This window comes from Citrobacter sp. KTE30 (assembly GCF_000398825.1).
Taxonomy (GTDB): Bacteria; Pseudomonadota; Gammaproteobacteria; order Enterobacterales; family Enterobacteriaceae; genus Citrobacter; species Citrobacter freundii.
Map to the genome: position 1 here is coordinate 3,896,312 of NZ_KB976055.1, position 25,590 is coordinate 3,921,901.

A 25,590-nucleotide genomic window follows, 5' to 3' on the forward strand; every position below is an offset into this window, starting at 1 on the left:
CATTCGGCGGCAAAAATTTAAATTTATTGCACTATGACTTTATCCTCACCGCAAGAACGTCTGGAGCTGATCGCCCTCAATGATGCGGTTGCATCGTTCAGCCGTTTATTCGCCAATACGGTGCGTTATCACCACTGGCATCAGTGTCTGGAAGTGCTGTATGTGGAAGAAGGCTTTGGCGTGGTTACGGTTGACCATAAGCAATACACCATGCGACCGGGACGAATGTTCTTTTTCCCGCCGTTTACCCTACACAAGATCTGGGTCGATGAGCAGGCGCGGGATGGTTATCGACGTACCATTATTCATCTCGATCAACATGCGGTACTGAAGGTGCTGCGCGACTTGCCTCATACTCAACAGCATCTGCAAAATCTGAGCATTCGCGGCAGTGAAGCATGGGTCGTCGACGCGGCGAATGTTCATCCACATGTTGATTTTCTCTTCAGCCGTTATGAAAAAATGGCCGCTCAAAAACCGCTGAGCACTGAGCAGGTTGCCTGTCTGTTAGTCAATTTATTCAGCCTGTTACCCGACGATAATGGCAATATGCCGGAAATTAGCAGCGGAATTGCCAGTCAGGTGATGTTCTGGCTGGATGAACATTACACTCACAAATTTAGTCTGGCAGCGCTGGCGCAGGAGCTGAATAAATCAAAAAGCTATGTATCCCGCCGCTTCCAGATGGAAACGGGCGAGAGCATTCTCGACTATCTCAATACGCTGCGGTTACGCAAAGCCTGTGAAGCGCTGTTACACAGTGAAATCAGCGTGCGGGAGATTGCTCAAAAGGTGGGATTTTCAGAGGTAACATACTTCATCAGCGCCTTCGGTAAAGGCATTGGCGAGACGCCGTTGCAGTATCGCAAGCGGCATAAACAATAACGCCGGAAAGCACGTTGCTTTTCCGGCATTCAACGATCAATTAGCCTTCGAGATCCGCCAGGTCGCCTTTCTCTTGCAACCAGTTACGACGGTCTTCAGAACGCTTCTTGGCCAGCAGCATATCCATCATTGCGTTGGTGCGCTGATCGTCTTCATCATCGATAATGAGCTGCACCAGGCGACGGGTGTTCGGATCCAGCGTGGTTTCACGAAGCTGCATCGGGTTCATTTCACCCAGTCCTTTAAAGCGCTGCACGTTCGGCTTACCTTTCTTGCGCTTTAACTGCTCCAGTACGCCCGCTTTCTCTTCTTCCGTCAGCGCGTAATACACCTCTTTACCGAGGTCGATACGGTATAACGGCGGCAGCGCCACGTACACGTGACCGTGTTTCACCAGCGTGCGGAAGTGTTTCACAAACAGTGCGCACAGCAGCGTGGCGATGTGCAGACCATCGGAGTCCGCATCCGCCAGGATACAGATCTTACCGTAACGCAACTGACTCAGATCGTCGCTGTCCGGATCGATACCGATCGCTACCGAAATATCGTGCACTTCCTGAGACGCCAGAACTTCATCAGAAGAGACTTCCCAGGTATTGAGGATCTTACCTTTGAGCGGCATGATCGCCTGATATTCACGATCGCGCGCCTGTTTGGCGGAACCGCCTGCGGAGTCACCTTCGACGAGAAACAGTTCGGTGCGGTTAAGATCCTGTGCAGTACAGTCCGCCAGTTTACCCGGCAGCGCCGGACCGCTGGTCAGCTTTTTACGCACCACTTTTTTCGCCGCACGCAGACGACGCTGGGCGCTGGAAATCGCCATCTCAGCCAGCAGTTCAGCTGACTGTACGTTCTGGTTCAGCCACAGGCTGAAGGCATCTTTCACCACGCCAGAAACAAACGCCGCACACTGACGCGAAGAGAGGCGTTCTTTGGTTTGTCCGGCAAACTGCGGATCCTGCATTTTTACCGACAGCACGTAAGCACAGCGATCCCAGATATCTTCCGCCGACAGCTTCACGCCGCGCGGCAAAATATTGCGGTATTCGCAGAACTCGCGCATCGCATCCAGCAGACCCTGACGCAGACCGTTGACGTGCGTCCCGCCCTGCATAGTTGGGATCAGGTTCACATAGCTTTCGGTCAGCAGCTCACCGCCTTCCGGCAGCCAGAGCAGCGCCCAGTCCACCGTCTCCGTCTCACCGCTGAAATTACCGATAAACGGTTTTTCCGGCAGCGTCGGTAGGCCATTCACCGCTTCGCTCAGATAGTCATTCAGACCATCCTGGTAGCACCAGCGCTGTTCGCTGTTGTTGACCTCATCCTTGAAGGTGATTTCAACGCCCGGGCACAGTACCGCTTTGGCTTTCAGTACGTGCGTTAAGCGCGAAACAGAAAAACGCGGGCTGTCAAAGAAGCTTTCATCCGGCCAGAAGTGCACGCTGGTCCCGGTATTGCGTTTGCCGCAGGTACCGACAACCTGTAAATCCTGCACTTTATCGCCATTCTCAAACGCGATGTTGTATACCTGCCCATCGCGGCGTACGTTCACTTCCACACGTTTGGACAGGGCGTTAACAACGGAGATCCCCACACCGTGCAGACCACCGGAGAACTGGTAGTTCTTGTTGGAGAACTTGCCGCCCGCGTGCAGACGACAGAGGATCAGCTCAACCGCCGGAACGCCCTCTTCAGGGTGAATGTCTACTGGCATGCCGCGTCCGTCATCAATGACTTCCAGAGACTGGTCGGCATGTAAGATCACGTCCACGCGTTTCGCGTGGCCCGCCAGTGCTTCATCCACACTGTTATCAATCACTTCCTGTCCAAGATGGTTCGGACGGGTCGTATCGGTGTACATCCCAGGGCGACGGCGTACCGGCTCAAGCCCAGTGAGTACCTCAATGGCATCAGCGTTATAAGTTTGCGTCATGGTTTAAATAAGCAATTCGAATTGATCGTCAGAAACTGTGCAGTCCAAGGAAATCGACAATCGGGTTGAAATAATCTTCGAAGCCCGTGAATGCGTGGTTTCCGCCCTCAATAACTGTCTGACGGCAGGAGGCGTAATACGCCACCGCCTGGCGGTAGTCCAACACTTCATCGCCCGTTTGTTGGAGCAGCCAGATCAAATCCGGCGCTTCCAGCGGGTCAATCTGCATGACTTTAAGATCGTAAATATGGCGTGACTCTAGCACATATTGCTGCCCCGTGTAGGGGTTCTCGTTTTGACCGAGATAGTCGACCAGCAGTTCATAAGGCCGTACAGCAGGGTTCACCACCACTGCCGGCAGCATAAAACATTGCGACAGCCAGGTGGCGTAATAACCACCTAATGAGGAGCCGACAATCCCCAGCGACTCTCCGCCATGTTCAAGAATGATCGATTCCAGCATCTCTGCGGCCTGGGCCGGATACGGCGGCAGCTGCGGTACGATCATCTCAACGTGCGGATGGTGCTCCGCCAACCAGTTTTTCAGCAAACACGCCTTCGCCGAACGAGGAGAGCTATTAAATCCGTGAAGATAGAGAAGCGTAGACATCAGTAGCCTTCTGAAGCGGTATCAGGGTGGAACCGATTACCCTGCAGACGACGTACCTGAGTCTGCAACGTCCCGTCAGCAAAAAGCTCCAGCGTCCGCCAGCCGGGGCTGATGGTATCCAATGTGAAGTTGGAACAGTGCGGCTTAAACTGCACGCAGGTCGACGGCGTCGCCAGCAGGCGGCGTCCGTTCCAGTCCAGATCCAGTTCCTGATGAATATGCCCGCACAGCAGATACTTCACGCGCGGGTAGTTCACCAGCACGTTATCCAGCTCAGCGGCATTGCGCAGGCTATGCTGATCGAGCCAGCTACAGCCCGCAGGCAGAGGATGATGATGCAGAAGCAGCAAGGTATTACGCTCTGGTGCATCAGCAAGTTTACGCTCCAGCCATTCGAGCTGGAATTCACTTAATTCACCGTGGGGAACGCCGAACACCTGGCTGTCGAGCAACAATATTTGCCACTGTTCACCGATGAAAACACGCTTGGCAGGGGAAATTCCCGCGTCCTGCAGCGCGCTGTACATTGCCGGCTGAAAATCGTGATTGCCCGGTAGCCAAACGCAGGGCGCACGAAAGCTTGCGATGCCCTCAGCAAAATGCTGATAGGCCGCAGCGGATTGATCCTGCGCCAAATCACCCGTCGCGACGATCAGATCGTACTCAGGCGACTCTGCATGTATGGCATCCAGTACGGATTGATAACTGTCCCAGGTATTCACACCCAGCAGCGTTTCATGCTTTTCGGCAAACAGGTGAGTGTCTGTAATTTGTAAGATCCTGACTCTGGCCTCACCAGCCAAAGGAAGGGTTAACAGGCTTTCCAAATGGTGTCCTTAGGTTTCACGACGCTAATAAACCGGAATCGCCATCGCTCCATGTGCTAAACAGTACCGTAGCCAGTCGGCCAGAAACTGATTAATTTGATGCTTTTCGTCGCGTTGATGCAACTTTTTATTTGGATAATCATACCGCGCTTTGAAGCGAAAGATCTGCTGACTTGAACACACTTCAGCCACCCTCGCGTCATGATACAGGCGCACGGTCAATGACGGCAGGCTCCAGTATGTGACGGCCGGCGCCGTTTGTTCGATCGCGACAAGCGTAGTGTATCGGGTCGATTCAACGATCGTTAACCGATATTGTGCGTTTGCTACCTGATAGCTCACTGTTTCACCGGCTGCATCATTACGTGGCAGCAGGCGGCGCAATTGCGAATAGTTGGTTTCGCACAGGCGCATCATTTCAGGGAAGTCAGGTGTGTAACGCTTCATTTTTTCCACTCAGTTTTTAACTCTTGATAGTGCAGCTGTAACCATTGCAAGGCGATGACAGAAGCCGCGTTGTCGATTTTCCCCTCTTCTACCCATTGATAAGCCTGCTCCCGGCTCACCACATGAACACGAATATCTTCGTTTTCATCAGCCAGACCATGAATTCCGCTCGCGGTCGTAGCGTCCACTTCGCCAACTAAAATAGACAGGCGCTCACTGGTGCCGCCAGGGCTTGCCAGATAGCTCAGAACGGGTTTCGTACGTTTAACGTCCAGTCCGGCTTCTTCCATCGCTTCACGACGGGCCACATCTTCAACGGTTTCGCCCTCTTCGATCATTCCGGCTACCATTTCCAGTAGCCACGGGCTTTCGCTGGTATCAAACGCCGCGATACGTATCTGCTCGACCAGTACAACTTCGTCCCGCTCAGGGTCAAAGGGTAGCAAGACTGCCGCGTGTCCGCGCTCAAAAATTTCGCGCTTTACCTCACCGCTCATTCCACCGTTAAACAGGCGATGGCGGAACCGATAAAGATCCAGTGAAAAAAAACCGCGGTATAGCGTTTCTCGTGCAATAATTTCTACATCATTTTTAGTGAAAGTCATTGGTAAGTTGTCTGGTTTACGCATTGTGCTGTCCTGAAACCAATAGTGATTAAAATGTGAATTTCAAGGTCGTTTGACTGATGTTTGAACGCCCTTGTGTTAAATTGATGCAAATTAACGCCGTATGGCACGTAACGCCAACTTTTTGCAGTGGCGGATTCTGCTAGAATCAGCAAATATTTTTACAATTTGATCAGCGCTAAATACTGCTTCACAACAAGGAATGCAAATGAAGAAATTGCTCCCCATCCTTATCGGCCTGAGCCTGTCGGGGTTCAGTACTTTGAGCCAGGCAGAAAACCTGATGCAGGTTTATCAGCAAGCACGCCTGAGCAACCCGGAATTGCGTAAATCCGCCGCCGATCGCGATGCTGCATTCGAAAAAATTAACGAAGCGCGTAGTCCATTACTGCCGCAACTGGGTTTAGGTGCCGATTACACCTACAGCAATGGCTACCGTGATGCAAACGGCGTCAACTCCAACGCCACCAGCGCGTCATTACAATTGACTCAGACGCTGTTCGACATGTCTAAATGGCGTGCCCTGACGCTGCAAGAAAAATCAGCGGGCATCCAGGACGTAACGTATCAGACCGATCAGCAAACGCTGATCCTGAATACCGCTACGGCCTATTTTAACGTACTGAACGCGATTGATGTGCTGTCTTACACCCAGGCACAGAAAGATGCGGTTTATCGTCAGTTAGATCAGACCACTCAGCGTTTTAACGTTGGTCTGGTCGCCATCACTGACGTGCAGAACGCCCGTTCACAATACGACACCGTGCTGGCGAACGAAGTGACCGCGCGTAACAATCTGGATAACGCGGTAGAACAGTTGCGTCAGGTGACCGGTAACTATTACCCGGAACTGGCTTCGCTGAACGTTGATGGTTTCAAAACCAACAAACCGCAGGCGGTGAATGCGCTACTGAAAGAAGCGGAAAACCGCAACCTGACTTTATTGCAGGCGCGTTTAAGCCAGGATCTGGCGCGTGAGCAGATTCGTCAGGCACAAGATGGTCACTTACCAACGCTGGATTTAACCGCCTCTACCGGGGTATCTGACACCTCGTACAGCGGATCTAAAACCAACAGCTCCCAGTATGACGACAGCAACATGGGCCAGAACAAAATCGGTCTGAGCTTCTCGCTGCCGCTGTACCAGGGCGGGATGGTTAACTCGCAGGTGAAACAAGCGCAGTACAACTTTGTTGGCGCGAGTGAACAACTGGAAAGCGCACACCGCAGCGTGGTGCAGACCGTTCGTTCTTCATTCAACAACATTAATGCTTCTATTAGTAGCATTAACGCGTACAAACAAGCGGTTGTCTCTGCTCAAAGCTCATTGGATGCGATGGAAGCCGGTTATTCCGTAGGTACACGTACCATTGTGGATGTGTTGGATGCCACCACCACGCTGTACAACGCCAAGCAGCAACTGGCAAATGCGCGTTATACCTATCTTATCAATCAGTTAAACGTCAAATCTGCGCTCGGTACGCTGAACGAGCAGGATTTGGTGGCACTGAACAATACGCTGGGTAAACCGGTATCCACAACGCCGGATACCGTGGCACCGCAAAATCCACAACAAGATGCCGCCGTGAATGACTTTAACGGCACTGGCAATTTGCCTGCGGCTCAGCCGACAGCAGCACGTTCAACCAACAGCAACGGCAACAACCCGTTCCGTAACTGATGCTGATGACGGGGCTTCGGCCCCGTCTGAACGTAAGACAACGTAAAGATCCGCCCCTTCCTGCGCATTCTCGCCTCTTCCCGCTTCAATTTCGACCAGTCATCCTCTATCCTGAGCATTATTTACTGTGTTTACCACTGGGTCCTGGAAGACAAAAATGAAACGGACAAAATCTATACATCACGCCTCGTTCCGCAAAAGCTGGAGCGCGCGCCATCTGACTCCTGTCGCCCTGGCAGTTACCGCAGTGTTTATGCTCGCGGGCTGTGAAAAGAGTGACGAAACGGTTTCGCTTTATCAGAACGCTGACGACTGCTCTGCAGCGAATCCAGGTAAAAGCGCCGAATGTACTACCGCGTTTAACAATGCGCTGAAAGAAGCTGAACGTACCGCGCCAAAATACGCCACTCGTGAAGACTGTATCGCTGAATTCGGCGAAGGCCAGTGCCAGCAGGCTCCTGCGCAAGCAGGTATGGCGCCGACCGGTGAAGGTCAGGCTCAGGCGCAGAATCAAAGCAGCGGCAGCTTCTGGATGCCACTGATGGCAGGCTACATGATGGGCCGACTGATGGGTGGCGGAATGGGCGCTCAGCAACCGCTGTTTAGCTCGAAAAACCCAGCCAGCCCGGCTTACGGCAAATACACAGATGCCAGCGGTAAAAACTACGGCGCAGCAACGCCGGGTCGCACCATGACCGTACCGAAAACCGCTATGGCACCGAAACCAGCCACCACCTCTACCGTAACCCGCGGCGGATTTGGTGAGTCTGTGGCCAAACAGAGCACCATGCAGCGTAGCGCAAGCGGCACCACCACACGTTCAATGGGTGGCTGATCGTCATGGAAAGAGTCAGTATTGTTGAGCGCCCGGACTGGCGCGATAAAGCCACCGAATACGGTTTTAATTTTCACACTATGTACGGCGAGCCGTACTGGTGTGAAGACGCGTACTACAAACTCACCCTTGCTCAGGTTGAAAAGCTGGAAGAGGTCACCGCAGAGCTGCATCAAATGTGCCTCAAAGTGGTGGAAAAGGTCATTGCCAGCGATGAGCTGATGACCAAGTTTCGCATTCCGAAGCATACCTGGGGTTTTGTCCGCCAGTCCTGGCTGACACAGCAACCGTCGCTCTATTCACGTCTCGATCTGGCGTGGGATGGAACCGGTGAACCCAAACTGCTGGAAAACAACGCTGATACGCCAACCTCGCTGTACGAAGCCGCGTTTTTCCAGTGGATCTGGCTGGAAGATCAGCTCAATGCGGGCAACCTGCCGGAAGGCAGCGATCAGTTCAACAGTCTGCAGGAAAAGCTTATCGAGCGTTTCACCGAGCTGCGTGAACAGTATGGTTTTCAACTGCTACATCTGACCTGCTGTCGTGATACGGTGGAAGATCGCGGTACGATCCAGTATCTGCAGGATTGCGCGGCCGAAGCTGAGATCGCTACAGAATTCCTCTATGTAGAAGATATTGGTCTTGGTGAAAAAGGCCAATTCACCGATATGCAGGATCAGGTGATCGCTAACCTGTTCAAGCTCTATCCGTGGGAATTCATGCTGCGTGAAATGTTCTCCACCAAGCTGGAAGACGCTGGCGTTCGCTGGCTGGAACCCGCCTGGAAGAGCATTATTTCCAACAAAGCACTGTTACCGCTGTTATGGGAAATGTTCCCGAATCATCCGAACCTGCTGCCAGCGTATTTCGCCGAAGACGACTACCCACAGATGGATAAATTCGTTGTCAAACCGATCTTCTCGCGTGAAGGCGCTAACGTGTCGATCGTTGAGAACGGTAAAACGATCGAAGCGGTGGAAGGACCGTACGGTGAAGAAGGCATGATCGTGCAGCAGTTCCATCAGCTACCGAAGTTTGGCGACAGCTATATGCTGATTGGCAGTTGGCTGATCAACGATCAACCCGCAGGGATCGGCATTCGTGAAGACCGCGCGTTGATCACGCAGGATCTGTCACGTTTCTATCCGCATATTTTTGTCGAATGATTGAGAGTGCCGGGTGGCGGCTCCGCCTTACCCGGCCTACGGCACGAACTTAATGCCCGATAAGCGTAGCGCCATCGGGCGTTCATCACCCAACCTGCACCGACAACATACTTAAACTTCCCATCTCGATACCATCTACAGGGATCGTAACAGACTCTTTACCATCCCATGCCCCGAGAACATACAGCAGCGGCAGATAGTGATCTGGCGTCGGGTTCGACAACGATCCACCTTCATGATCGAGATAGTTCACCAGCGGGTGCTGCTCAACCGGTCCCTGCCAGGTCAGGTTAGCCTTAACATAATCATTGAATGAGGTTGCCCACGGATATGGCGTGTTCTCACCGTGCCAACGCGCAGTACGCAGGTTATGCACCACGTTACCACTGGCCACCAGCATAATACCCTCATCACGCAGTGCCGCCAGCTTGCGGCCCATCTCAAAATGCCAGGCCGCCGGTTTTGTACTATCGATGCTTAACTGCACCATCGGGATGTCGGCATTCGGGTACATCTTGATCAGTACGCCCCATGAACCGTGGTCAAAACCCCACGCCTCTTTGTCTAACGCGACGGGTACAGGAGCAAGTAAATCAACCAGGTGCTGCGCCAGTTCTGGCGAGCCCGGAGCTGGGTAATGGGTGTCATACAGCGCTTGCGGAAAACCGCCGAAATCGTGGATCGTTTTAGGCGCTTCCATCGCCGTCACACCCGTTCCACGGGTGAACCAGTGCGCCGAGACCACCACAATGGCTTTCGGACGCGGCAACGTTTCCCCCAGTTGCTGCCAGGCACGGGTATAAACGTTATCTTCCAGAACATTCATCGGGCTACCGTGGCCCAAAAACAATGCTGGCATACGAGTTGAAGACATGATGATATCCTTACTGAGGGAGTCATTTTGATACCATTACAATACGCTTATTCGGTTGATGAAGAACTCAGATAACCATGATGAAGATCATCAGTTATTTTGACGATCCAGTCCGGAAAGCAGATTGATAAGGAGTTTTATTTGTCGATGTCAGTACCTTTACTTCTGACTTTACTGGCAGGTGCCGCCACGTTTATCGGCGCATTTCTCGGCGTGTTAGGGCAAAAGCCTTCCAACCGCGTTCTCGCCTTTTCTTTAGGCTTCGCTGCCGGGATTATGCTACTGATCTCTCTAATGGAAATGCTACCTGCTGCGCTGGCCGCTGAAGGCATGTCGCCAGTGCTAGGCTACGGAATGTTTATCGTCGGCTTGCTGGGCTACTTTGGCCTGGACCGTCTATTGCCGCACGCGCACCCTCAGGATCTGGTACAAAAAACAACGCAGCCTCTACCCGGATCCATTAAACGCACCGCGATTTTATTAACGCTCGGCATCAGCCTGCACAATTTTCCGGAAGGGATTGCGACGTTTGTTACCGCCAGCAGCAACCTCGAGCTGGGCTTTGGTATTGCGCTTGCCGTCGCATTACACAATATTCCTGAAGGATTAGCCGTTGCAGGTCCGGTCTATGCAGCAACGGGCTCCAAACGTACGGCGATATTCTGGGCCGGGATCTCGGGCATGGCAGAAATACTGGGCGGCGTACTGGCGTGGTTAATTCTGGGGAGTCTCATCTCGCCTGTGGTGATGGCGGCAATAATGGCGGCAGTCGCGGGTATTATGGTGGCGCTGTCAGTCGATGAATTGATGCCACTGGCAAAAGAGATCGACCCAAATAATAATCCCAGCTATGGGGTCCTGTGCGGAATGTCGGTGATGGGGTTAAGTCTCGTCATCCTCCAGTCCATGGGAATCGGATAATCCAGAGGGCGGATGCCACCCTGCTATTTTACAGCATCCGCTCATCCATAGCAGAACGTGAAGGACTATTCCTGTTCCTTAATCACGCTGTTATCTTCACCAGAACGTCGGAAGAGTTTGTTTCGCGCCTCAAGCAATGCGTCTCTGTCTTGTCGGAATGCCCGACAATAACGCTTCATATGGCAATAATAACCCAATGCAACGAGTGCAATTAATACGATCCAATACCAGGCAATAAACATTCTTTTACCCTTAACATTTAACATCATTAAACATTTAACGTTAAAATTTTACATAAACTTATTCTGACATACCCCTATAGTGGCATATTTCAGAAACAAATATATGATTTCGATCATATAAACCAGCAGCTATGCCAATAGCTAAAACAGTTATAAAAAAATAAAACTCTGTCGACGAGATCACACTAAGCAATAATAAACATTGTCCTTAAAATACCTCACTCATACTATCCAGAAAACAATAAAAATTAGATTTTGTAGAATAATACACTTCATCAATATTTATATACCCACAATAAAAGTGACATCAGTAGTACCATTTTCATTTTTAGCCATATCGTAAAAACATAATATATTCAGTGAAATTATATTTAAAGTTAATATAAGGAGATATATCCATGTTTAGACAATACCGAAAAACACTTCTCGCTGGCACACTCGCACTGACGTTTGGATTAACCGCTGGAAATTCGTTTGCCGCAGGTTTTCAACCCGCTCAACCTGCGGGAAAACTGGGGGCAATAGTGGTTGACCCATACGGAAACACCCCGCTTACCGCACTGGTTGAATTAGATAGTCACGTTATTTCAGATGTCAAAGTCACCGTTCATGGTAAAGGTGAAAAAGGGATTCCTGTGACATATGCCGTGGGCAAAGAGTCACTCGCTACCTACGATGGCATACCTATTTTTGGCCTTTATCAAAAGTTTGCCAATAAGGTCACCGTTGAATATAAAGAAAATGGCAAAGCCATGAAGGATGATTATGTGGTGCAAACGTCCGCCATCGTTAATCACTACATGGATAACCGTTCTATTTCCGATTTACAGCAAACGAAAGTTATTAAGGTAGCGCCTGGCTTTGAAGACCGTCTCTATCTGGTGAATACCCATACTTTCACCCCACAGGGGGCAGAATTCCACTGGCATGGTGAAAAAGACAAAAATGCCGGCATCCTGGATGCAGGTCCAGCCGGTGGCGCATTACCTTTTGATATCGCACCCTTTACCTTTGTCGTCGATACGGAAGGTGAATATCGTTGGTGGCTGGATCAAGATGCCTTTTACGATGGCCATGACATGGATATCAATAAGCGCGGTTACTTGATGGGTATCCGGGAAACGCCGCGCGGCACCTTCACAGCCGTTCAGGGTCAGCATTGGTACGAATTCGATATGATGGGGCAGATTCTGGCCGATCATAAGCTACCGCGCGGCTTCCTCGACGCGTCGCATGAATCGATCGAAACAATCAACGACACCGTGTTGCTTCGCGTGGGCAAACGCGATTATCGCAAAGAAGATGGCATCCATGTGCAAACCATCCGCGATCAGATAATTGAAGTAGACAAGTCCGGTCGTGTGGTTGATGTGTGGGATCTGACAAAGATACTCGATCCGATGCGTGATGCGCTTCTGGGTGCACTGGACGCAGGCGCGGTATGCGTCAACGTTGACCTCGCTCATGCCGGTCAACAGGCGAAACTGGAGCCAGATACTCCTTACGGTGACGCCCTCGGAGTGGGTGCAGGTCGTAACTGGGCGCACGTTAACTCCATTGCCTATGATGCCAAAGATGACTCCATTATTATCTCTTCCCGCCATCAGGGTGTTGTCAAAATCGGTCGCGATAAACAGGTGAAGTGGATTCTGGCACCGTCGAAAGGCTGGAATAAAGCGCTGGCAAGCAAGCTGTTAAAACCGGTTGATGATAAGGGCAACGCGCTAAAATGTGACGAAAACGGTAAGTGCGAGAATACTGATTTCGATTTTACCTACACCCAACACACCGCATGGCTCTCGAGCAAAGGGACATTAACCATCTTTGACAACGGCGATGGTCGTGGGCTCGAACAACCGGCATTGCCGACGATGAAATATTCCCGTTTCGTCGAATATAAAGTTGACGAGAAAAAAGGAACCGTTCAGCAAATTTGGGAATACGGCAAAGAACGCGGTTACGATTTCTATAGTCCCATCACCTCGGTTATCGAATATCAGAAAGACCGTGACACCATGTTTGGCTTTGGTGGCTCAATTAATTTATTTGACGTTGGACAACCAACCATCGGCAAGATCAACGAAATTGATTATAAGACCAAAGAAGTCAAAGTTGAGATTGATGTTCTTTCAGATAAGCCGAACCAAACTCACTACCGTGCATTACTGGTCCGCCCACAACACATGTTTAAATAATCGCGTTAGATTAAGGATTAATTATGTCATCTAAATGGATTACTTCATTATTTAAAAGCGTGATATTAACCGCCGCACTTGCTTCGTCGTTTGCCGCCTCCGCTTTTACAGAAGGCACTGATTATATGGTTTTAGAGAAACCGATTCCTAATGCTGATAAGACGTTAATAAAAGTATTCAGCTACGCCTGTCCGTTCTGTTACAAATATGATAAAGCCGTGACTGGCCCGGTTTCTGAAAAAGTTGCCGATCTCGTCACCTTCACACCATTTCATCTGGAAACCAAAGGGGAATATGGTAAACAGGCCAGTGAAGTTTTTGCAGTAATGATTGCTAAAGATCAGGCAGCAGGGATTTCATTATTTGATGCCAAATCACAGTTCAAAAAAGCGAAATTCGCTTATTACGCTGCTTACCACGACAAGAAAGAGCGCTGGTCAGATGGTAAAGATCCGGCCGCATTCATTAAAACAGGCCTGGATGCTGCAGGCATGAGCCAGGCAGATTTTGACGCCGCGCTGCAAGATCCCACCGTTCAGCAAACGCTGGAGAAATGGAAAGCGGCATACGACGTCGCCAAAATTCAGGGGGTTCCGGCTTACGTCGTTAACGGTAAATACCTGATCTACACCAAGAGTATCAAATCCATTGACTCAATGGCTGAGCTTGTCAGAGAGCTGGCAACAAAATAAACAGGGACGAGGCTATGGTTTTCATAAAAGGATTGTGGCGGGACTTACGTACCACGCCGGTTGATACGCTGGTGAGATGGCAGGAACGGCGCTTTCTGTGGCTACTGATGGCCTGCGCGATGGGCGGGTTAATAATATTGGCCCACTCGTTTTTCCAAATCTATCTCTATATGGCCCCCTGCGAGCAGTGTGTCTACATTCGCTTTGCCATGTTTGTGATGGTTTTCGGTGGATTGATCGCGGCAATAAACCCTAAAAATGTTGTTCTGAAGCTTATTGGCTGCATTGCGGCATTTTACGGCAGCATCATGGGCATTAAGTTTTCGCTCAAACTCAATGATATTCATCATGCGGTACATAGCCCGGATTCGCTGTTTGGCGTCCAGGGGTGTTCCACCGATCCGACATTCCCTTTCAATTTGCCGCTGGCAAACTGGGCTCCGGAGTGGTTTAAACCCACTGGAGATTGCGGCTATGATGCCCCCATAGTGCCTGATGGCGTGGCACTCAGCAGTACGCAAAAGTGGTTTATCGATCTATACCAACAGTCTGAAGGCTGGTATCTGCTTCCACCGTGGCAATTTATGAACATGGCGCAGGCATGCCTGCTAGCCTTTGGCTTATGTTTATTGCTGTTGGTGATAATGAGCGGCGCATGGGCATTGAAACTGGCCAGGGCCAAATAATTTGAGCAAAAATAAAAAAACCGAAGCCTGGAAGATGGCTTCGGTTTTTTATGCTTACCACAACTAACGTGGTAATAGTCTATTAGCTGGCTTTGCGCTCGTGCGCCTGACGGTAAGCCACCAGGTCTTCGATAGTCACCACCGCCATATTATGCTTGCCGGCAAATTCGATGCACTCTGGCGCTCGCGCCATGGTGCCATCGTCGTTGGTCAGTTCGCACAGCACGCCTGCCGGTTTAAACCCTGCCAGCGTCATCAGGTCGATGGTCGCTTCAGTATGACCACCGCGGGTCAACACGCCGCCAGCCTGAGCACGCAGCGGGAAAACGTGCCCCGGACGGTTAAGATCGGAAGGTTTGGCGCCATCCTTAATTGCCGCACGCACCGTAGTCACACGGTCCGCAGCGGAAACACCGGTGGTCACGCCCTCTGCTGCTTCAATGGTCACGGTAAAACCGGTGCCGTAAGCGCTGGTATTATTTTCCACCATCATTGGCAGATCGAGCTGTTTGCGTCGGTCTTCAGTGATGCACAGGCATACAATACCGCTACCGTGACGGATGGTCAGCGCCATCTGTTCTACGGTCATGGTCTCTGCCGGGAAAATCATATCGCCTTCGTTTTCGCGATCTTCATCGTCAAGCACCATCACACCGCGTCCTTCACGCAGCGCAGACAGCGCATGTTCAACACGTTCGAAAGCCGTACCAAAAGAGGAAAGTAGCGTCTGATTCATGGTAAAAAAACCTCACTAAAATTATGGTTACCAGAATCAGGGCAGTCTTAGGAGTACCGTCTAAGCGGCAAAAAAATAACGTGAGCGGGTCCATGCCCGACTGGATCGTTACTCTCTCCCATCCGGACTCTAACCGTCGGCCCCGGAATTACACCGGATCTGCTGACCTTTTTGCCGTAACAAAAAGCGCTCGCGGGCTTTCAACATCAGTTGATTTACCGCCGGTGGGGAATTTCGCCCCGCCCTGAGAATAAGCGGGTTAACTATAACGCTATTGATTACCTTCATCAACGCCTTTACTCGTCTTAGCTTCACACAATTCTGGTTTATGCCTGTGCCAGTTCGCACTACAATAGGCAGCAACACGTACCAGTTCAGGGAAACCACAATGATTGACCCGAAAAAAATTGAGCAGATTGCTCGTCAGGTTCACGAGTCGATGCCGAAAGGGATCCGCGAGTTTGGCGAAGACGTCGAGAAGAAAATTCGTCAAACGCTGCAGTCACAGCTGACCCGTCTGGATCTGGTAAGCCGTGAAGAATTCGATGTACAGACTCAGGTTTTATTGCGCACACGTGAAAAGCTGGCGCTGCTTGAGCAACGTCTGACTGAGCTGGAATCGCGTGAAAAAACGGCAGAAGTTAAACCTGCCCCCGCGATCCCGTCAGTCGATCCGCAAGAGTAAAAGGACAACGGGCCGCAAGGCCCGTTTTTCTGTTAGTGTTCCAGTTCTAGCTTCCTGGCTTCCGTCGCCTGCTGGCAGTACAGCGCATAGCGTTTGCAAAACCAGCTACGATGTTCTTCATCCATGTTCCCGGTTATCGCCTGGATATCAACGGGATGGCCCTCAGCCTGCATTCTGGCAAAACTACGGGCCAGGAAATCGAAATTGTTCATTGAATACATGTTGCTGTTCATGAGCATACCCTCCAGTTATTGAATATCTGCTAAGGCCATATGCTTTTTCTAATTTCAGTATTTCCCTGGATACGAAGTTATTCTGTACATATTGTGCGCAAAAAAAACGCCTGCTTCACAGTTTCCTACGAAATCTAAGAGGGGGATGAGCCCCTTTTCGGATTAAAGACCAGGGTAACGCATGTTATTGTAACGTCATGTAAAAGTAAGAGGTAAAACCATTACTTTTGACACGGACAGGGAACGCAGTAACAGGAGGAAACAACTTGGTATTATTCACGGATTACAACAGCCCCTACCTGTTTGCTATTTCATTTGTACTGTTGATTGGCCTACTGGAAATCATCTCTCTTATTTTTGGCCATTTTCTTTCAGGTGCGCTTGATGCTCACCTCGAACATTACGATGCCCTGACTTCCGGCAATATCGGCCAGGCGCTTCACTATCTCAATATCGGGCGGATCCCGGCACTGATCGTGCTGTGTTTACTCGCTGGCTTCTTTGGACTCTTCGGTATCCTCCTTCAGCATGGCTGGGTCACGCTGTGGCAAGCACCGCTCAGCAACCTGCTGCTTGCTCCGGTGAGTTTTATTCTTGCCGTCTTCGCCGTGCATTACAGCGGAAAAATCATTGCTCCCTGGCTGCCGCGGGATGAAACCACCGCCCTCGCTGAAGATGAATTTATCGGCAGCATGGCGATTATTACCGGACATTCCGCAAGTGCCGGAACCCCCTGCGAAGGCAAATTTACCGATAAGTTCGGGCAGACTCACTATGTGCTGCTGGAGCCTGAAGCGGGCAAAGAATTCAAAAAAGGAGACAAGGTGCTGATTATCTGCCGACTCTCCGCAACGCGTTACCTGGCCGAGCTAAACCCCTGGCCGACTGTTTTATAATTTTATACAGAGGGATCTTATAGATGGATGATGTTTTTGGCATGTTACCTTCATGGATGTTTACCGCCATTGTGGCGGTGGTCGTCTTAGTAATTATCGGGATTATTTTTGCCCGCCTGTATCGCCGCGCATCTGCTGAACAGGCGTTTGTGCGTACCGGCCTTGGTGGACAAAAAGTGGTGATGAGCGGCGGCGCAATTGTCATGCCTATCTTCCACGAAATTATTCCTATCAACATGAACACCCTCAAACTTGAGGTGAGCCGTTCAACTGTCGACAGTCTCATCACCAAAGACCGTATGCGCGTGGATGTCGTCGTCGCCTTTTTCGTGCGTGTAAAACCGTCTGTTGAAGGGATTGCTACCGCCGCACAGACGCTGGGACAGCGGACGCTGTCACCAGAGGATTTACGTGTGCTAATAGAAGATAAGTTTGTTGATGCCCTACGTGCCACTGCGTCGCAGATGACCATGCATGAACTGCAGGATACGCGTGAAAACTTCGTTCAGGGCGTACAAAATACCGTCGCGGAAGACCTGTCCAAAAACGGCCTGGAACTGGAGAGCGTTTCACTCACCAACTTTAACCAGACCGAAAAAGTCCATTTCAACCCGAATAACGCCTTTGATGCCGAGGGTCTGACCAAGCTGACCCAGGAAACAGAACGCCGTCGTCGCGAACGTAACGAAGTCGAGCAGGACGTAGAAGTTGCCGTTCGTGAGAAAAACCGTGATGCGCTGGCACGCAAGCTGGAAATCGAACAGCAGGAAGCCTTCATGACTCTCGAGCAGGAGCAGCAGGTGAAGACCCGCACGGCCGAGCAAAACGCCAAAATTGCCGCCTTCGAAGCCGAACGTCATCGTGAAGCTGAGCAGACGCGCATTCTTGCTGAACGCCAGATTCAGGAAACAGAAATCGAGCGTGAACAGGCGGTGCGTTCCAGAAAAGTCGAGGCCGAGCGTGAAGTTCGCATTAAAGAAATCGAACAACAGCAGGTAACGGAGATCGCCAACCAGACCAAGTCCATCGCTATTGCCGCCAAGTCTGAACAGCAGTCTCAGGCTGAAGCACGCGCTAACGATGCGCTAGCCGAAGCGGTTCGCGCCCAGCAGAACGTAGAAACCACCCGCCAGACCGCAGAAGCGGATCGTGCCAAACAGGTGGCGTTGATTGCCGCTGCACAGGATGCAGAAACCCAGGCGGTTGAACTGACCGTCCGGGCAAAAGCGGAAAAAGAAGCTGCAGAATTGCAGGCGGCAGCAATTGTTGAACTGGCCGAAGCCACGCGGAAAAAAGGTCTGGCGGAAGCCGAAGCCCAGCGTGCGCTGAACGATGCCATCAACGTGCTTTCCGACGAACAGACCAGTCTGAAATTTAAGCTGGCCCTGCTGCAGTCCCTGCCAGCAGTCATTGAGAAATCCGTTGAGCCAATGAAGTCTATCGATGGGATCAAGATTATCCAGGTTGATGGTCTGAATCGTGGCGGCGCCGTCGGTGAAGTGACCGCAGGTAACGTAACCGGAGGGAATCTGGCTGAGCAGGCATTATCCGCCGCCCTTGCCTATCGTACACAAGCGCCGCTGATTGACTCGCTGTTAAATGAAATTGGTTTGTCCGGCGGTTCGCTGTCGGCACTGGCCGATCCGCTGAAAAACAGTCCACAGCCTGTTGAGAAAACGACTGAAGAATAAGAAACAGAAATGCCGGATGGCAACGCTTACGCGTTTTATCCGGCCTACAACCTCGTAGGCCGGGCACCGCCATCCGACAAACATTCCAATTGTTATTTATCGCTGTCTTTCTGGATCTTCTTGATGATATTGGTCGTTGAGCAGCCATCTTCGAAGTTCAGCACCAGCACTTCACCGCCGTTCGCCCATACCTCTTTGCTACCAGCAATATCTTCTGGCTTATAGTCACCGCCTTTGACCAGCAGATCCGGCAGGATGCCGGCGATCAGACGCTGCGGTGTATCTTCTTCAAAAGAGACCACCCAGTCGACGGATTCCAGCGCGCCCAGCACGATCATGCGCTGTTCCAGCGGGTTGACCGGACGCGTTTCGCCTTTCAGACGTTTGGTCGACGCATCGCTGTTTACCGCCACGATCAGGCGATCGCCCAGCTTGCGCGCATTTGCCAGATAGGAAACGTGGCCCGCATGCAGGATGTCAAACACGCCGTTAGTCATCACCACTTTCTCACCGCGCTTGCGGGCGCTGGCAACGGCCTGTTTCAGCTCAGATTCGCTCATCACGCCAAAACCAGTATCAGCCCGACCACGCACCGCGTTTTCCAGTTCAATCGGAGAAACGGTGGAGGTTCCCAGTTTACCAACCACAACACCGGCTGCAGCGTTGGCAAAATAGCACGCCTCTTCCAGTGTGTTACCCGCCGCCAGCGTCGCCGCCAGCACGCCGATTACCGTATCGCCCGCACCGGTCACGTCATACACTTCCTGCGCCTGCGTCGGCATATGCAGTGGCGATTTGCCCGGTTGCAGCAACGTCATCCCCTGTTCTGAACGGGTAATCAGCAGTGCGGAAAGGTCGAAATCAGCAATCAATTTCATGCCGCGCTCAACCAGTTCATCTTCGCTTTTGCATTTACCCACTACCGCTTCAAACTCAGACAAGTTCGGCGTTAGCAGCGTTGCGCCGCGGTAACGTTCAAAATCGGTCCCTTTCGGATCGATAAGTACCGGCACGCCAGCCTTACGCGCCAACGCAATCATCTGCTGCACGCTTGCCAGCGCGCCTTTGGCGTAGTCGGAAAGCACCAGAGCGCCAATAGAACCCAGCGCCTGATTAATACGCTCGTGCAGCGGCTGCGGATCCACGCCTTCAAAACCTTCTTCAAAATCCAGACGAATCAACTGCTGGTTGCGGGAAAGCACGCGCAGTTTGGTGATTGTCGGATGCGTCGGCACGGAAACGAAGTCGCATTTTACGTTCACATCCGCCAACGTTTTGCTCAGCGCACGCGCCGCGTCGTCGATACCGGTCAAACCCACCAGACGGGAATTTGCGCCCAGAGAGGCAATGTTCATCGCCACGTTTGCTGCGCCACCGGGACGTTCTTCGATGGTATCGACCTTCACCACCGGAACCGGCGCTTCAGGTGAAATACGGCTGGTAGGGCCGTACCAGTAGCGATCCAGCATCACATCACCGACAACCATGACTCCTGCACGTTCAAACTCTGGCAGCGTTACTTTCATTCCTGTCTCCTGAGAGATTCTCTGAGGGTCTTAAAATTTGCGCGCGATAATAGCACACTTCACTCGGCAACCAGCCACTTCTGCCAGCTGTCACGCACCAGCGTACGTTCAGCGTCAAAGTGCTCCAGCGCCACATGGCCCGGAAGTTCCTGCAACGCAAGATGGTGAAGTTCATCACGCAACGTCGTATAAGCACGGGTAAGCGCCAGCGCTTCCTGCTCGTCCATAATGTCGTTTTGCGCCAGTAATTCCAGAATGCGCACATTATCTGACCAGCGCGTCAGCTTCGGTTTTTCATGCGCATAGCGCAACACCAGATACTGCGTAATAAACTCAATGTCTGTGATGCCACCTTCATCCGCTTTAATATCAAAACGATCCCGATGCTTATTGCCCAAATGGGCGCGCATTTTCTCACGCATTTCACGCACGTCGGTCTGCAAGGTTTTTCCATCACGGACGAGGGTCATGATATCGCGACGAATCGCATCAAACTGAGAGGTCAACTGCGGGTCGCCATATACCACACGAGCACGCACCAGCGCCTGATGCTCCCATGTCCAGGCTTCGTTGCGCTGGTAATCGTCGAAAGCGTCGGTTGATGTCACCAGCATTCCCGCCGCGCCGGATGGACGCAGCCGCGCATCCACTTCGTACAAAATACCGGACGAGGTGCGGGTGCTGAAAAGGTGCATAATGCGCTGCGACAGACGCAGATAGAACTGTCGCCCGTCAATCTCACGCTCACCGTCCGTCATCACATCCATCGGGCAATCATGCAGGAAGATCAAATCAAGATCCGAACTGTAACCCAGTTCCCAGCCGCCCAGTTTGCCATAGCCGACGACGGCAAAACCGCGCCCCTCACGTTCGCCAAGATGGGTAGGTTGGCCGTAGCGAGCAACCATCTGCGTCCACGCCTGCTGGACTACCGCATCAATAATCGCTTCCGCCAGCCAGGTTAAATGGTCGCTCACCTTCATCACCGGCAGCGTACCGGCGATATCAGCCGCGGCAATACGCAGTAGCTGCGTTTGCTTAAACTGGCGCAGTGCCTCCAGTTGCTGCTCTTCGTCATCTTCCGGCACACGCAGCAAATACTGGCGCAGCTCATCACGGTAGGCGTCCGTCGCGGTAGGTTGATACAGGGTATTCGGATCCAACAGTTCATCGAGCAACAACGGATACCGCGCCAGCTGGCTGGCGACCATCGGCGAGGCCGCACAGAGCGAAATCAAATGCTTCAGCGCCCCGGGGAATTCGCTCAGCAGTTCCAGATAGGTCGTGCGAGTCACAATACCCACCAGCAGCGGTGTAATGCGTGACAGCGGGACTGAGGCGTCGTCACGCGTACAGACATCGCTCAGCAGATGCGGCATTAAATGATCCAGCACCTGTCGTCCGCGTGGGCCAATAGTGCGTTTATCCAGCTCTTTGCGGAAATCAGCAATCAGAGACAGCACGCGCCGCCGATCGTCATCCGCCAGATGCGTCAGCACTGGCGTGGTGTCATCTTCCTGTAAGGCGTCCTGCCACAATTCGCGCCACTGTTCAGAGAGCGACTCTTCCTGGGTTTCAGCTTCGTCATCGCCAATCAGCTCGTTGAAGACCCGGCGCACATTGTCCATATGATTGGTCAGCACATCGGTTAACTGCTGCCAGTCATCAACGTTCATCCCCCACGCCAGCCGCGCGCGATTCAGTTCATCACCCGGCAGCGTCTGGGTCTGCTCATCATTGATACTTTGCAGCAGGTTTTCCAGGCGGCGTAAATAGAGATAGGCTGCGCGCAGTTGTTCCGCGTCGGTATCAGAAAGCAAGTGCAGCGCATTGATGGCGCTAAGCGTCGGTAACAGCGAGCGGAATTGCAGCGATGGCTCGCGCCCACCGCGAATCAGCTGGAATACCTGCACGATAAATTCGATTTCACGAATGCCGCCCGCCCCCAGCTTGATGTTGTCTTTCAGGCCACGACGGCGTACTTCACGCGCAATCATCCCTTTCATGTTACGCAGCGACTGGATCACGCTGAAATCAATATAGCGACGGAAGACAAAAGGCCGCAGCATGGCACGAAGCTCGCTGACGTATGTGCCGTCGGCATCGCCCATAATGCGGGCTTTAACCATCGCATAGCGTTCCCAGTCGCGCCCTTGTTCCTGGTAATAATCCTCCAGCGCGGAGAAGCTCAGCACCAGCGGGCCGCTGTCGCCAAACGGGCGTAAACGCATATCCACCCGATAGACAAACCCATCCATTGTGGGCTGATCCAGCACTTTGATAAGCCGCTGGCCCATACGGGTAAAGAACTGGGCGTTATCCAGCTCGCGGCGCCCACCCTGTGTGCTGCCGTGTTCCGGCCAGGCAAAAATCAGGTCGATATCGGAGGAAAAATTCAGCTCGCCACCGCCCAGTTTCCCCATGCCTAAAATCAGCAGCGGCTGCGCAACACCTTCAGGATTACACGGCGTTCCCCACTCACGACAGCAGGCGTCATACAACCAGTCTCGAGCGGCAATAATCAGCGTTTCAGCCAGATGGCTTAACTGCTGCAAAATACTCTCTTCCGTCACCAGCGACAGCGTCTGTGCCCAGGCGATACGCACCATAATGCGACGGCGAAACAGGCGTAACTCACGCATCAGTGTGTTTTCGTCACTAACATCAGCCAATGCTTGCTGTAACCAGTTGGCATAGTGTTGCCATTCATCCGCCAGGGGTGGAGCGCTTTCCAGCTCAGCCAGCCATTCGGGATGGGCAATAATGCTGTCACGGACAAAATCACTGAATGTAAGTACTGACTTCGCCTGAACGCTAAGTGAGGACTCAGATATTGCTGCTGGCAGCCGCTCAACAACGGTCGGCCAGTACTGCTGTAACGGTGAAGAGAGCTGCTTCATTTACGGGTTATCCTTTGAATGGTGCCGGATGCGTCTTTTCGCTTTATCCGACCTACATGACAGTTACACACATCGCGTAGGCCTGATAAGCGCAGCGCCATCAGGCATCCCGGCCTCGGCCCTGATTATCGTTTTCCGCTGTGCAGCCAGAACGGTTCCAGTGCAATCGCCTCGTTACGGAAGTGTTCAATTTCAATATATTGGTTGGCCGCAATGGCGCGACGTAAGCCCTGCCAAGTAGCGATCCATTCCGATGCGACATTTTCGTCGTAGTATCCCGCCAGCATCAGCATGCTATCAATGTTGCGCGTCAAACGTGGAAGCTGATCGGCGTACTGATCGCCCAACGGCTGCGCAAAAGCGGTTTTCAGCTCAGCGGCATGGCGTGAAAGATGGGTATCAGAGAAGCGCTTAAAGGAGTCGGCAATTTTGCCCTGCGCCTTCGCATCCAGGAACGGCTGCCATCCTTTGGTCACCAGCCATTCGGTCAGCGCCAGCTTGGCCATTGCCGTTTGCGTACTGTAAACCGCCGAAATAGCAGAAACGTCCGACGCAATGATCGCTTCCGATTGGGTCAGCAAATCACGTAAGTGAGCGCTCGCTTTTCGTGGCACATTACCGCCAAACAACATCAGAATGTGACGCACCAGACCCATTGCCGCCAGCACCTCGGCTTTCGCCCCTTTCACGCCGCGTACCCACAGCTCTTCGTGGTACTGCCACTGTGATAATGCCAGCTCCAGCGCCGCTTCCAGCCCCTGCTCAATGCTCGCCTTCGCCGGAACCTTCAAAATCCGCGTCGGTTTGAGTTCGCGCAGCGCATTCCCCTGGGCCAAATGATAACCGCGCGCTGCTTTGCTCAAACTGCCCTGGCGTAAACCGGTTTGCGAAACCAGCTGGTTTGCCAGCTTCAGTACCGCACGGGTATCGCCGCTTAGCAGTTCAAGTTCAAGCTCACAGATAGGTTCTGCAAACTCGCCCGCTTTCACTTCCCCCACATCGAGGGCCATTTCAATCCGGCTGCCATCAACATCAACCAACCATTTCTCACGGAAAAAATCGGTGCTGAACAACGGCTGCACTTGAGAAGCAAGTTCAGCGGGCAGTTTGCCATCAGGCCAGACTTCCGTTGGGAACAAGGCGAGATCCAGCTCAGGCGCGTCCAGCGCAACGTTAAATTCCGGTCGTTGATGCAGACCGCCCGTCACGCGTCCGGCAATTTTCATGGTCATTTCGTAATGACCGTTTTCACCGCGAATACGCAGCCCCATATCGTGACCACGCAACCACGCATCCGGCGTTTCGTAGTAAATATTTAGTAACTGGCTGGGTGCATGATGCTCTCCCCCCAGCGTATTCAGACGTTCACGTAGCGCATCGACAGCGTCACTATTAACGATAAATTTTAATTCGATTTCCTGGGCCATGGTCTTGTACTTATGGGTTATGTCACAGTTGAGAAAACTGACTGCGAACTAAGTTCGTTCTTTATGGTCAGTAGATAGTATTTTGCGCCAAATTGCCATGCAACGAGCAATTTGACGGGCGTAAAAGTTTCGAGTGGTGGCAAAAAGGACACAGATGATTCCGATTGATGTCGAATGCTTTGCGTAGAGACACTGATGCCACTACTATCGTTCCACTTTCTATGACAATAACGACAGCCTGATGCCAAAATTACGCCTGATTGGATTAACTTTACTCGCACTTAGCGCCACTGCAGTCTCTCATGCCGAAGAAAAGCGCTATGTCTCTGACGAACTGAACACCTGGGTCCGCAGCGGTCCGGGAGATAATTATCGCCTCGTGGGTACGGTTAACGCCGGCGAGGAAGTCACGCTATTACAGACCGATGCCAATACTAATTACGCCCAGGTGAAAGACAGCACCGGACGTACCGCCTGGATCCCACTGAAAGAGCTGAACAGTACGCCGAGCCTGCGTACCCGCGTTCCCGACCTGGAAAACCAGGTTAAGATCTTGACCGATAAGCTCAATAATATCGATACCACATGGAATCAGCGTACCGCCGACATGCAGCAAAAGGTAGCGCAGAGCGACAGCGTTATTGACGGGCTGAAACAAGAAAACCAGAAGCTGAAGAACGAACTTATCGTGGCGCAAAAGAAGGTGAGCGCAGCCAACCTTCAGCTTGATGACAAGCAGCGTACTATCATCATGCAATGGTTTATGTATGGAGGCGGCGTGCTGGGTCTTGGTCTGCTGCTCGGTCTGGTTCTACCACACATGATCCCAAGCCGTAAACGCAAAGATCGCTGGATGAACTGAATCGCCTTCTCCGC

At 52.0% G+C, this 25,590-nt stretch carries 23 protein-coding genes and 1 riboswitch; of the genes, 12 read left to right on the forward strand and 11 right to left on the reverse strand.

Translation table 11 applies throughout. The features are described 5' to 3' along the window. Positions 1 to 33 precede the first annotated feature (33 nt). Positions 34 to 885 (forward strand): helix-turn-helix transcriptional regulator, encoded by an 852-nt coding sequence (locus tag WC1_RS04720; RefSeq protein WP_016150987.1) that lies wholly within the window; start codon positions 34 to 36, stop codon positions 883 to 885. Between the two features lie 40 nt (positions 886 to 925). On the opposite strand, the gene parE is transcribed toward WC1_RS04720, so the two are convergent. The 5 genes from parE to nudF are packed head-to-tail and all read right to left on the reverse strand — an operon-like array spanning position 926 to position 5,331. Next, the gene (parE, locus tag WC1_RS04715) at positions 926 to 2,818 is read right to left on the reverse strand and encodes a DNA topoisomerase IV subunit B (RefSeq protein WP_003024571.1); all 1,893 of its coding nucleotides are present in this window, start codon (positions 2,816 to 2,818) and stop codon (positions 926 to 928) included. Positions 2,819 to 2,846: 28 nt separating this feature from the next. Next, positions 2,847 to 3,428: an esterase YqiA gene (gene yqiA / locus WC1_RS04710; RefSeq protein WP_003024575.1), complete on the reverse strand. Its 582-nt coding sequence runs from the start codon at positions 3,426 to 3,428 to the stop codon at positions 2,847 to 2,849. After that, entirely contained in the window at positions 3,428 to 4,255 is an 828-nt protein-coding gene (cpdA, locus tag WC1_RS04705; protein ID WP_003838143.1) for a 3',5'-cyclic-AMP phosphodiesterase, read from the reverse strand. Before cpdA ends, yqiA begins: the two co-directional genes overlap by 1 nt. Before the next feature lie 24 nt (positions 4,256 to 4,279). Continuing rightward, on the reverse strand, positions 4,280 to 4,702 hold the full coding sequence (locus tag WC1_RS04700; protein ID WP_003024582.1) for a DUF1249 family protein: 423 nt from the start codon (positions 4,700 to 4,702) through the stop codon (positions 4,280 to 4,282). After that, positions 4,699 to 5,331 carry an ADP-ribose diphosphatase gene (nudF, locus tag WC1_RS04695; RefSeq protein ID WP_003024585.1) on the reverse strand — a complete coding sequence of 211 codons (633 nt, stop codon included), beginning with the start codon at positions 5,329 to 5,331 and terminating at the stop codon, positions 4,699 to 4,701. Before nudF ends, WC1_RS04700 begins: the two co-directional genes overlap by 4 nt. Before the next feature lie 199 nt (positions 5,332 to 5,530). On the opposite strand from nudF, the gene tolC reads away from it, so the two are divergent. From tolC to WC1_RS04680, 3 genes are all read left to right on the forward strand, one after another. Next, positions 5,531 to 7,009, forward strand: coding sequence for an outer membrane channel protein TolC (gene tolC, locus WC1_RS04690; protein ID WP_155849122.1), 1,479 nt, complete (start codon positions 5,531 to 5,533; stop codon positions 7,007 to 7,009). A gap of 157 nt (positions 7,010 to 7,166) precedes the next feature. After that, on the forward strand, positions 7,167 to 7,844 hold the full coding sequence (locus WC1_RS04685; protein ID WP_003024591.1) for a DUF1190 family protein: 678 nt from the start codon (positions 7,167 to 7,169) through the stop codon (positions 7,842 to 7,844). Positions 7,845 to 7,849: 5 nt separating this feature from the next. Beyond that, a complete protein-coding gene (locus WC1_RS04680) occupies positions 7,850 to 9,010 on the forward strand; it encodes a glutathionylspermidine synthase family protein (RefSeq protein WP_016150989.1) in 1,161 nt (386 codons plus the stop codon). A gap of 85 nt (positions 9,011 to 9,095) precedes the next feature. Here the strand turns inward: WC1_RS04680 and ygiD are convergent, their stop codons facing one another. Continuing rightward, a complete protein-coding gene (ygiD, locus tag WC1_RS04675) occupies positions 9,096 to 9,884 on the reverse strand; it encodes a 4,5-DOPA-extradiol-dioxygenase (protein ID WP_003846311.1) in 789 nt (262 codons plus the stop codon). Positions 9,885 to 10,031: 147 nt separating this feature from the next. On the opposite strand from ygiD, the gene zupT reads away from it, so the two are divergent. The 4 genes from zupT (at position 10,032) to dsbI (ending at position 14,620) form a co-directional block, all read left to right on the forward strand. Continuing rightward, on the forward strand, positions 10,032 to 10,805 hold the full coding sequence (zupT, locus tag WC1_RS04670) for a zinc transporter ZupT (protein WP_003024600.1): 774 nt from the start codon (positions 10,032 to 10,034) through the stop codon (positions 10,803 to 10,805). 640 nt (positions 10,806 to 11,445) lie between these two features. Next, positions 11,446 to 13,242: an aryl-sulfate sulfotransferase gene (locus tag WC1_RS04665; protein ID WP_016150990.1), complete on the forward strand. Its 1,797-nt coding sequence runs from the start codon at positions 11,446 to 11,448 to the stop codon at positions 13,240 to 13,242. A gap of 23 nt (positions 13,243 to 13,265) precedes the next feature. Next, the gene (locus WC1_RS04660; RefSeq protein WP_003838133.1) at positions 13,266 to 13,934 is read left to right on the forward strand and encodes a thiol:disulfide interchange protein DsbA/DsbL; all 669 of its coding nucleotides are present in this window, start codon (positions 13,266 to 13,268) and stop codon (positions 13,932 to 13,934) included. Positions 13,935 to 13,948: 14 nt separating this feature from the next. Then, a complete protein-coding gene (gene dsbI, locus WC1_RS04655; protein WP_003838131.1) occupies positions 13,949 to 14,620 on the forward strand; it encodes a protein-disulfide oxidoreductase DsbI in 672 nt (223 codons plus the stop codon). Between the two features lie 82 nt (positions 14,621 to 14,702). On the opposite strand, the gene ribB is transcribed toward dsbI, so the two are convergent. Then, positions 14,703 to 15,356 carry a 3,4-dihydroxy-2-butanone-4-phosphate synthase gene (gene ribB / locus WC1_RS04650; RefSeq protein WP_003838130.1) on the reverse strand — a complete coding sequence of 218 codons (654 nt, stop codon included), beginning with the start codon at positions 15,354 to 15,356 and terminating at the stop codon, positions 14,703 to 14,705. 106 nt (positions 15,357 to 15,462) lie between these two features. Then, a riboswitch (FMN riboswitch) is annotated at positions 15,463 to 15,612 on the reverse strand. Positions 15,613 to 15,744: 132 nt separating this feature from the next. On the opposite strand from ribB, the gene ubiK reads away from it, so the two are divergent. Beyond that, positions 15,745 to 16,041: a ubiquinone biosynthesis accessory factor UbiK gene (gene ubiK, locus WC1_RS04645; RefSeq protein ID WP_003024618.1), complete on the forward strand. Its 297-nt coding sequence runs from the start codon at positions 15,745 to 15,747 to the stop codon at positions 16,039 to 16,041. 32 nt (positions 16,042 to 16,073) lie between these two features. On the opposite strand, the gene glgS is transcribed toward ubiK, so the two are convergent. Then, positions 16,074 to 16,280 carry a cell surface composition regulator GlgS gene (glgS, locus tag WC1_RS04640; protein WP_019077704.1) on the reverse strand — a complete coding sequence of 69 codons (207 nt, stop codon included), beginning with the start codon at positions 16,278 to 16,280 and terminating at the stop codon, positions 16,074 to 16,076. A 260-nt stretch (positions 16,281 to 16,540) separates the two neighbouring features. Between glgS and WC1_RS04635 the strand changes: the two genes are divergently transcribed. Together WC1_RS04635 and WC1_RS04630 are read left to right on the forward strand one after the other, a co-directional pair. Next, the gene (locus tag WC1_RS04635; RefSeq protein WP_003024624.1) at positions 16,541 to 17,170 is read left to right on the forward strand and encodes an OB-fold-containig protein; all 630 of its coding nucleotides are present in this window, start codon (positions 16,541 to 16,543) and stop codon (positions 17,168 to 17,170) included. A gap of 23 nt (positions 17,171 to 17,193) precedes the next feature. Next, a complete protein-coding gene (locus WC1_RS04630) occupies positions 17,194 to 18,861 on the forward strand; it encodes a flotillin family protein (protein WP_003838127.1) in 1,668 nt (555 codons plus the stop codon). 92 nt (positions 18,862 to 18,953) lie between these two features. Here the strand turns inward: WC1_RS04630 and hldE are convergent, their stop codons facing one another. The 3 genes from hldE to WC1_RS04615 all read right to left on the reverse strand — a co-directional run bounded on the left by hldE (position 18,954) and on the right by WC1_RS04615 (position 24,714). Next, the gene (gene hldE, locus WC1_RS04625; protein WP_003838125.1) at positions 18,954 to 20,387 is read right to left on the reverse strand and encodes a bifunctional D-glycero-beta-D-manno-heptose-7-phosphate kinase/D-glycero-beta-D-manno-heptose 1-phosphate adenylyltransferase HldE; all 1,434 of its coding nucleotides are present in this window, start codon (positions 20,385 to 20,387) and stop codon (positions 18,954 to 18,956) included. A gap of 59 nt (positions 20,388 to 20,446) precedes the next feature. Further along, positions 20,447 to 23,287, reverse strand: a complete 2,841-nt coding sequence (gene glnE, locus WC1_RS04620; protein ID WP_016150991.1) for a bifunctional [glutamate--ammonia ligase]-adenylyl-L-tyrosine phosphorylase/[glutamate--ammonia-ligase] adenylyltransferase — start codon at positions 23,285 to 23,287, stop codon at positions 20,447 to 20,449. A gap of 125 nt (positions 23,288 to 23,412) precedes the next feature. Beyond that, positions 23,413 to 24,714, reverse strand: a complete 1,302-nt coding sequence (locus tag WC1_RS04615) for a CYTH domain-containing protein (RefSeq protein WP_016150992.1) — start codon at positions 24,712 to 24,714, stop codon at positions 23,413 to 23,415. 241 nt (positions 24,715 to 24,955) lie between these two features. On the opposite strand from WC1_RS04615, the gene WC1_RS04610 reads away from it, so the two are divergent. Then, positions 24,956 to 25,576, forward strand: a complete 621-nt coding sequence (locus WC1_RS04610; RefSeq protein WP_003024650.1) for a TIGR04211 family SH3 domain-containing protein — start codon at positions 24,956 to 24,958, stop codon at positions 25,574 to 25,576. Positions 25,577 to 25,590: the final 14 nt, after the last annotated feature.

Excerpts from the sequence above, each read along its gene's own strand:
- WC1_RS04665 (WP_016150990.1), top strand. The coding sequence starts at position 11,446 with ATGTTTAGACAATACCGAAAAACACTTCTCGCTGGCACACTCGCACTG.
- dsbI (WP_003838131.1), top strand. The coding sequence starts at position 13,949 with ATGGTTTTCATAAAAGGATTGTGGCGGGACTTACGTACCACGCCGGTT.
- WC1_RS04680 (WP_016150989.1), top strand. The coding sequence starts at position 7,850 with ATGGAAAGAGTCAGTATTGTTGAGCGCCCGGACTGGCGCGATAAAGCC.
- zupT (WP_003024600.1), top strand. The coding sequence starts at position 10,032 with ATGTCAGTACCTTTACTTCTGACTTTACTGGCAGGTGCCGCCACGTTT.
- yqiA (WP_003024575.1), bottom strand. The coding sequence starts at position 3,428 with ATGTCTACGCTTCTCTATCTTCACGGATTTAATAGCTCTCCTCGTTCG.
- parE (WP_003024571.1), bottom strand. The coding sequence starts at position 2,818 with ATGACGCAAACTTATAACGCTGATGCCATTGAGGTACTCACTGGGCTT.
- WC1_RS04610 (WP_003024650.1), top strand. The coding sequence starts at position 24,956 with ATGCCAAAATTACGCCTGATTGGATTAACTTTACTCGCACTTAGCGCC.
- ribB (WP_003838130.1), bottom strand. The coding sequence starts at position 15,356 with ATGAATCAGACGCTACTTTCCTCTTTTGGTACGGCTTTCGAACGTGTT.
- WC1_RS04615 (WP_016150992.1), bottom strand. The coding sequence starts at position 24,714 with ATGGCCCAGGAAATCGAATTAAAATTTATCGTTAATAGTGACGCTGTC.
- WC1_RS04720 (WP_016150987.1), top strand. The coding sequence starts at position 34 with ATGACTTTATCCTCACCGCAAGAACGTCTGGAGCTGATCGCCCTCAAT.
- glgS (WP_019077704.1), bottom strand. The coding sequence starts at position 16,280 with ATGCTCATGAACAGCAACATGTATTCAATGAACAATTTCGATTTCCTG.
- WC1_RS04630 (WP_003838127.1), top strand. The coding sequence starts at position 17,194 with ATGGATGATGTTTTTGGCATGTTACCTTCATGGATGTTTACCGCCATT.
- WC1_RS04685 (WP_003024591.1), top strand. The coding sequence starts at position 7,167 with ATGAAACGGACAAAATCTATACATCACGCCTCGTTCCGCAAAAGCTGG.
- tolC (WP_155849122.1), top strand. The coding sequence starts at position 5,531 with ATGCAAATGAAGAAATTGCTCCCCATCCTTATCGGCCTGAGCCTGTCG.
- nudF (WP_003024585.1), bottom strand. The coding sequence starts at position 5,331 with ATGCGTAAACCAGACAACTTACCAATGACTTTCACTAAAAATGATGTA.
- WC1_RS04660 (WP_003838133.1), top strand. The coding sequence starts at position 13,266 with ATGTCATCTAAATGGATTACTTCATTATTTAAAAGCGTGATATTAACC.
- glnE (WP_016150991.1), bottom strand. The coding sequence starts at position 23,287 with ATGAAGCAGCTCTCTTCACCGTTACAGCAGTACTGGCCGACCGTTGTT.
- ygiD (WP_003846311.1), bottom strand. The coding sequence starts at position 9,884 with ATGTCTTCAACTCGTATGCCAGCATTGTTTTTGGGCCACGGTAGCCCG.
- WC1_RS04700 (WP_003024582.1), bottom strand. The coding sequence starts at position 4,702 with ATGAAGCGTTACACACCTGACTTCCCTGAAATGATGCGCCTGTGCGAA.
- ubiK (WP_003024618.1), top strand. The coding sequence starts at position 15,745 with ATGATTGACCCGAAAAAAATTGAGCAGATTGCTCGTCAGGTTCACGAG.
- hldE (WP_003838125.1), bottom strand. The coding sequence starts at position 20,387 with ATGAAAGTAACGCTGCCAGAGTTTGAACGTGCAGGAGTCATGGTTGTC.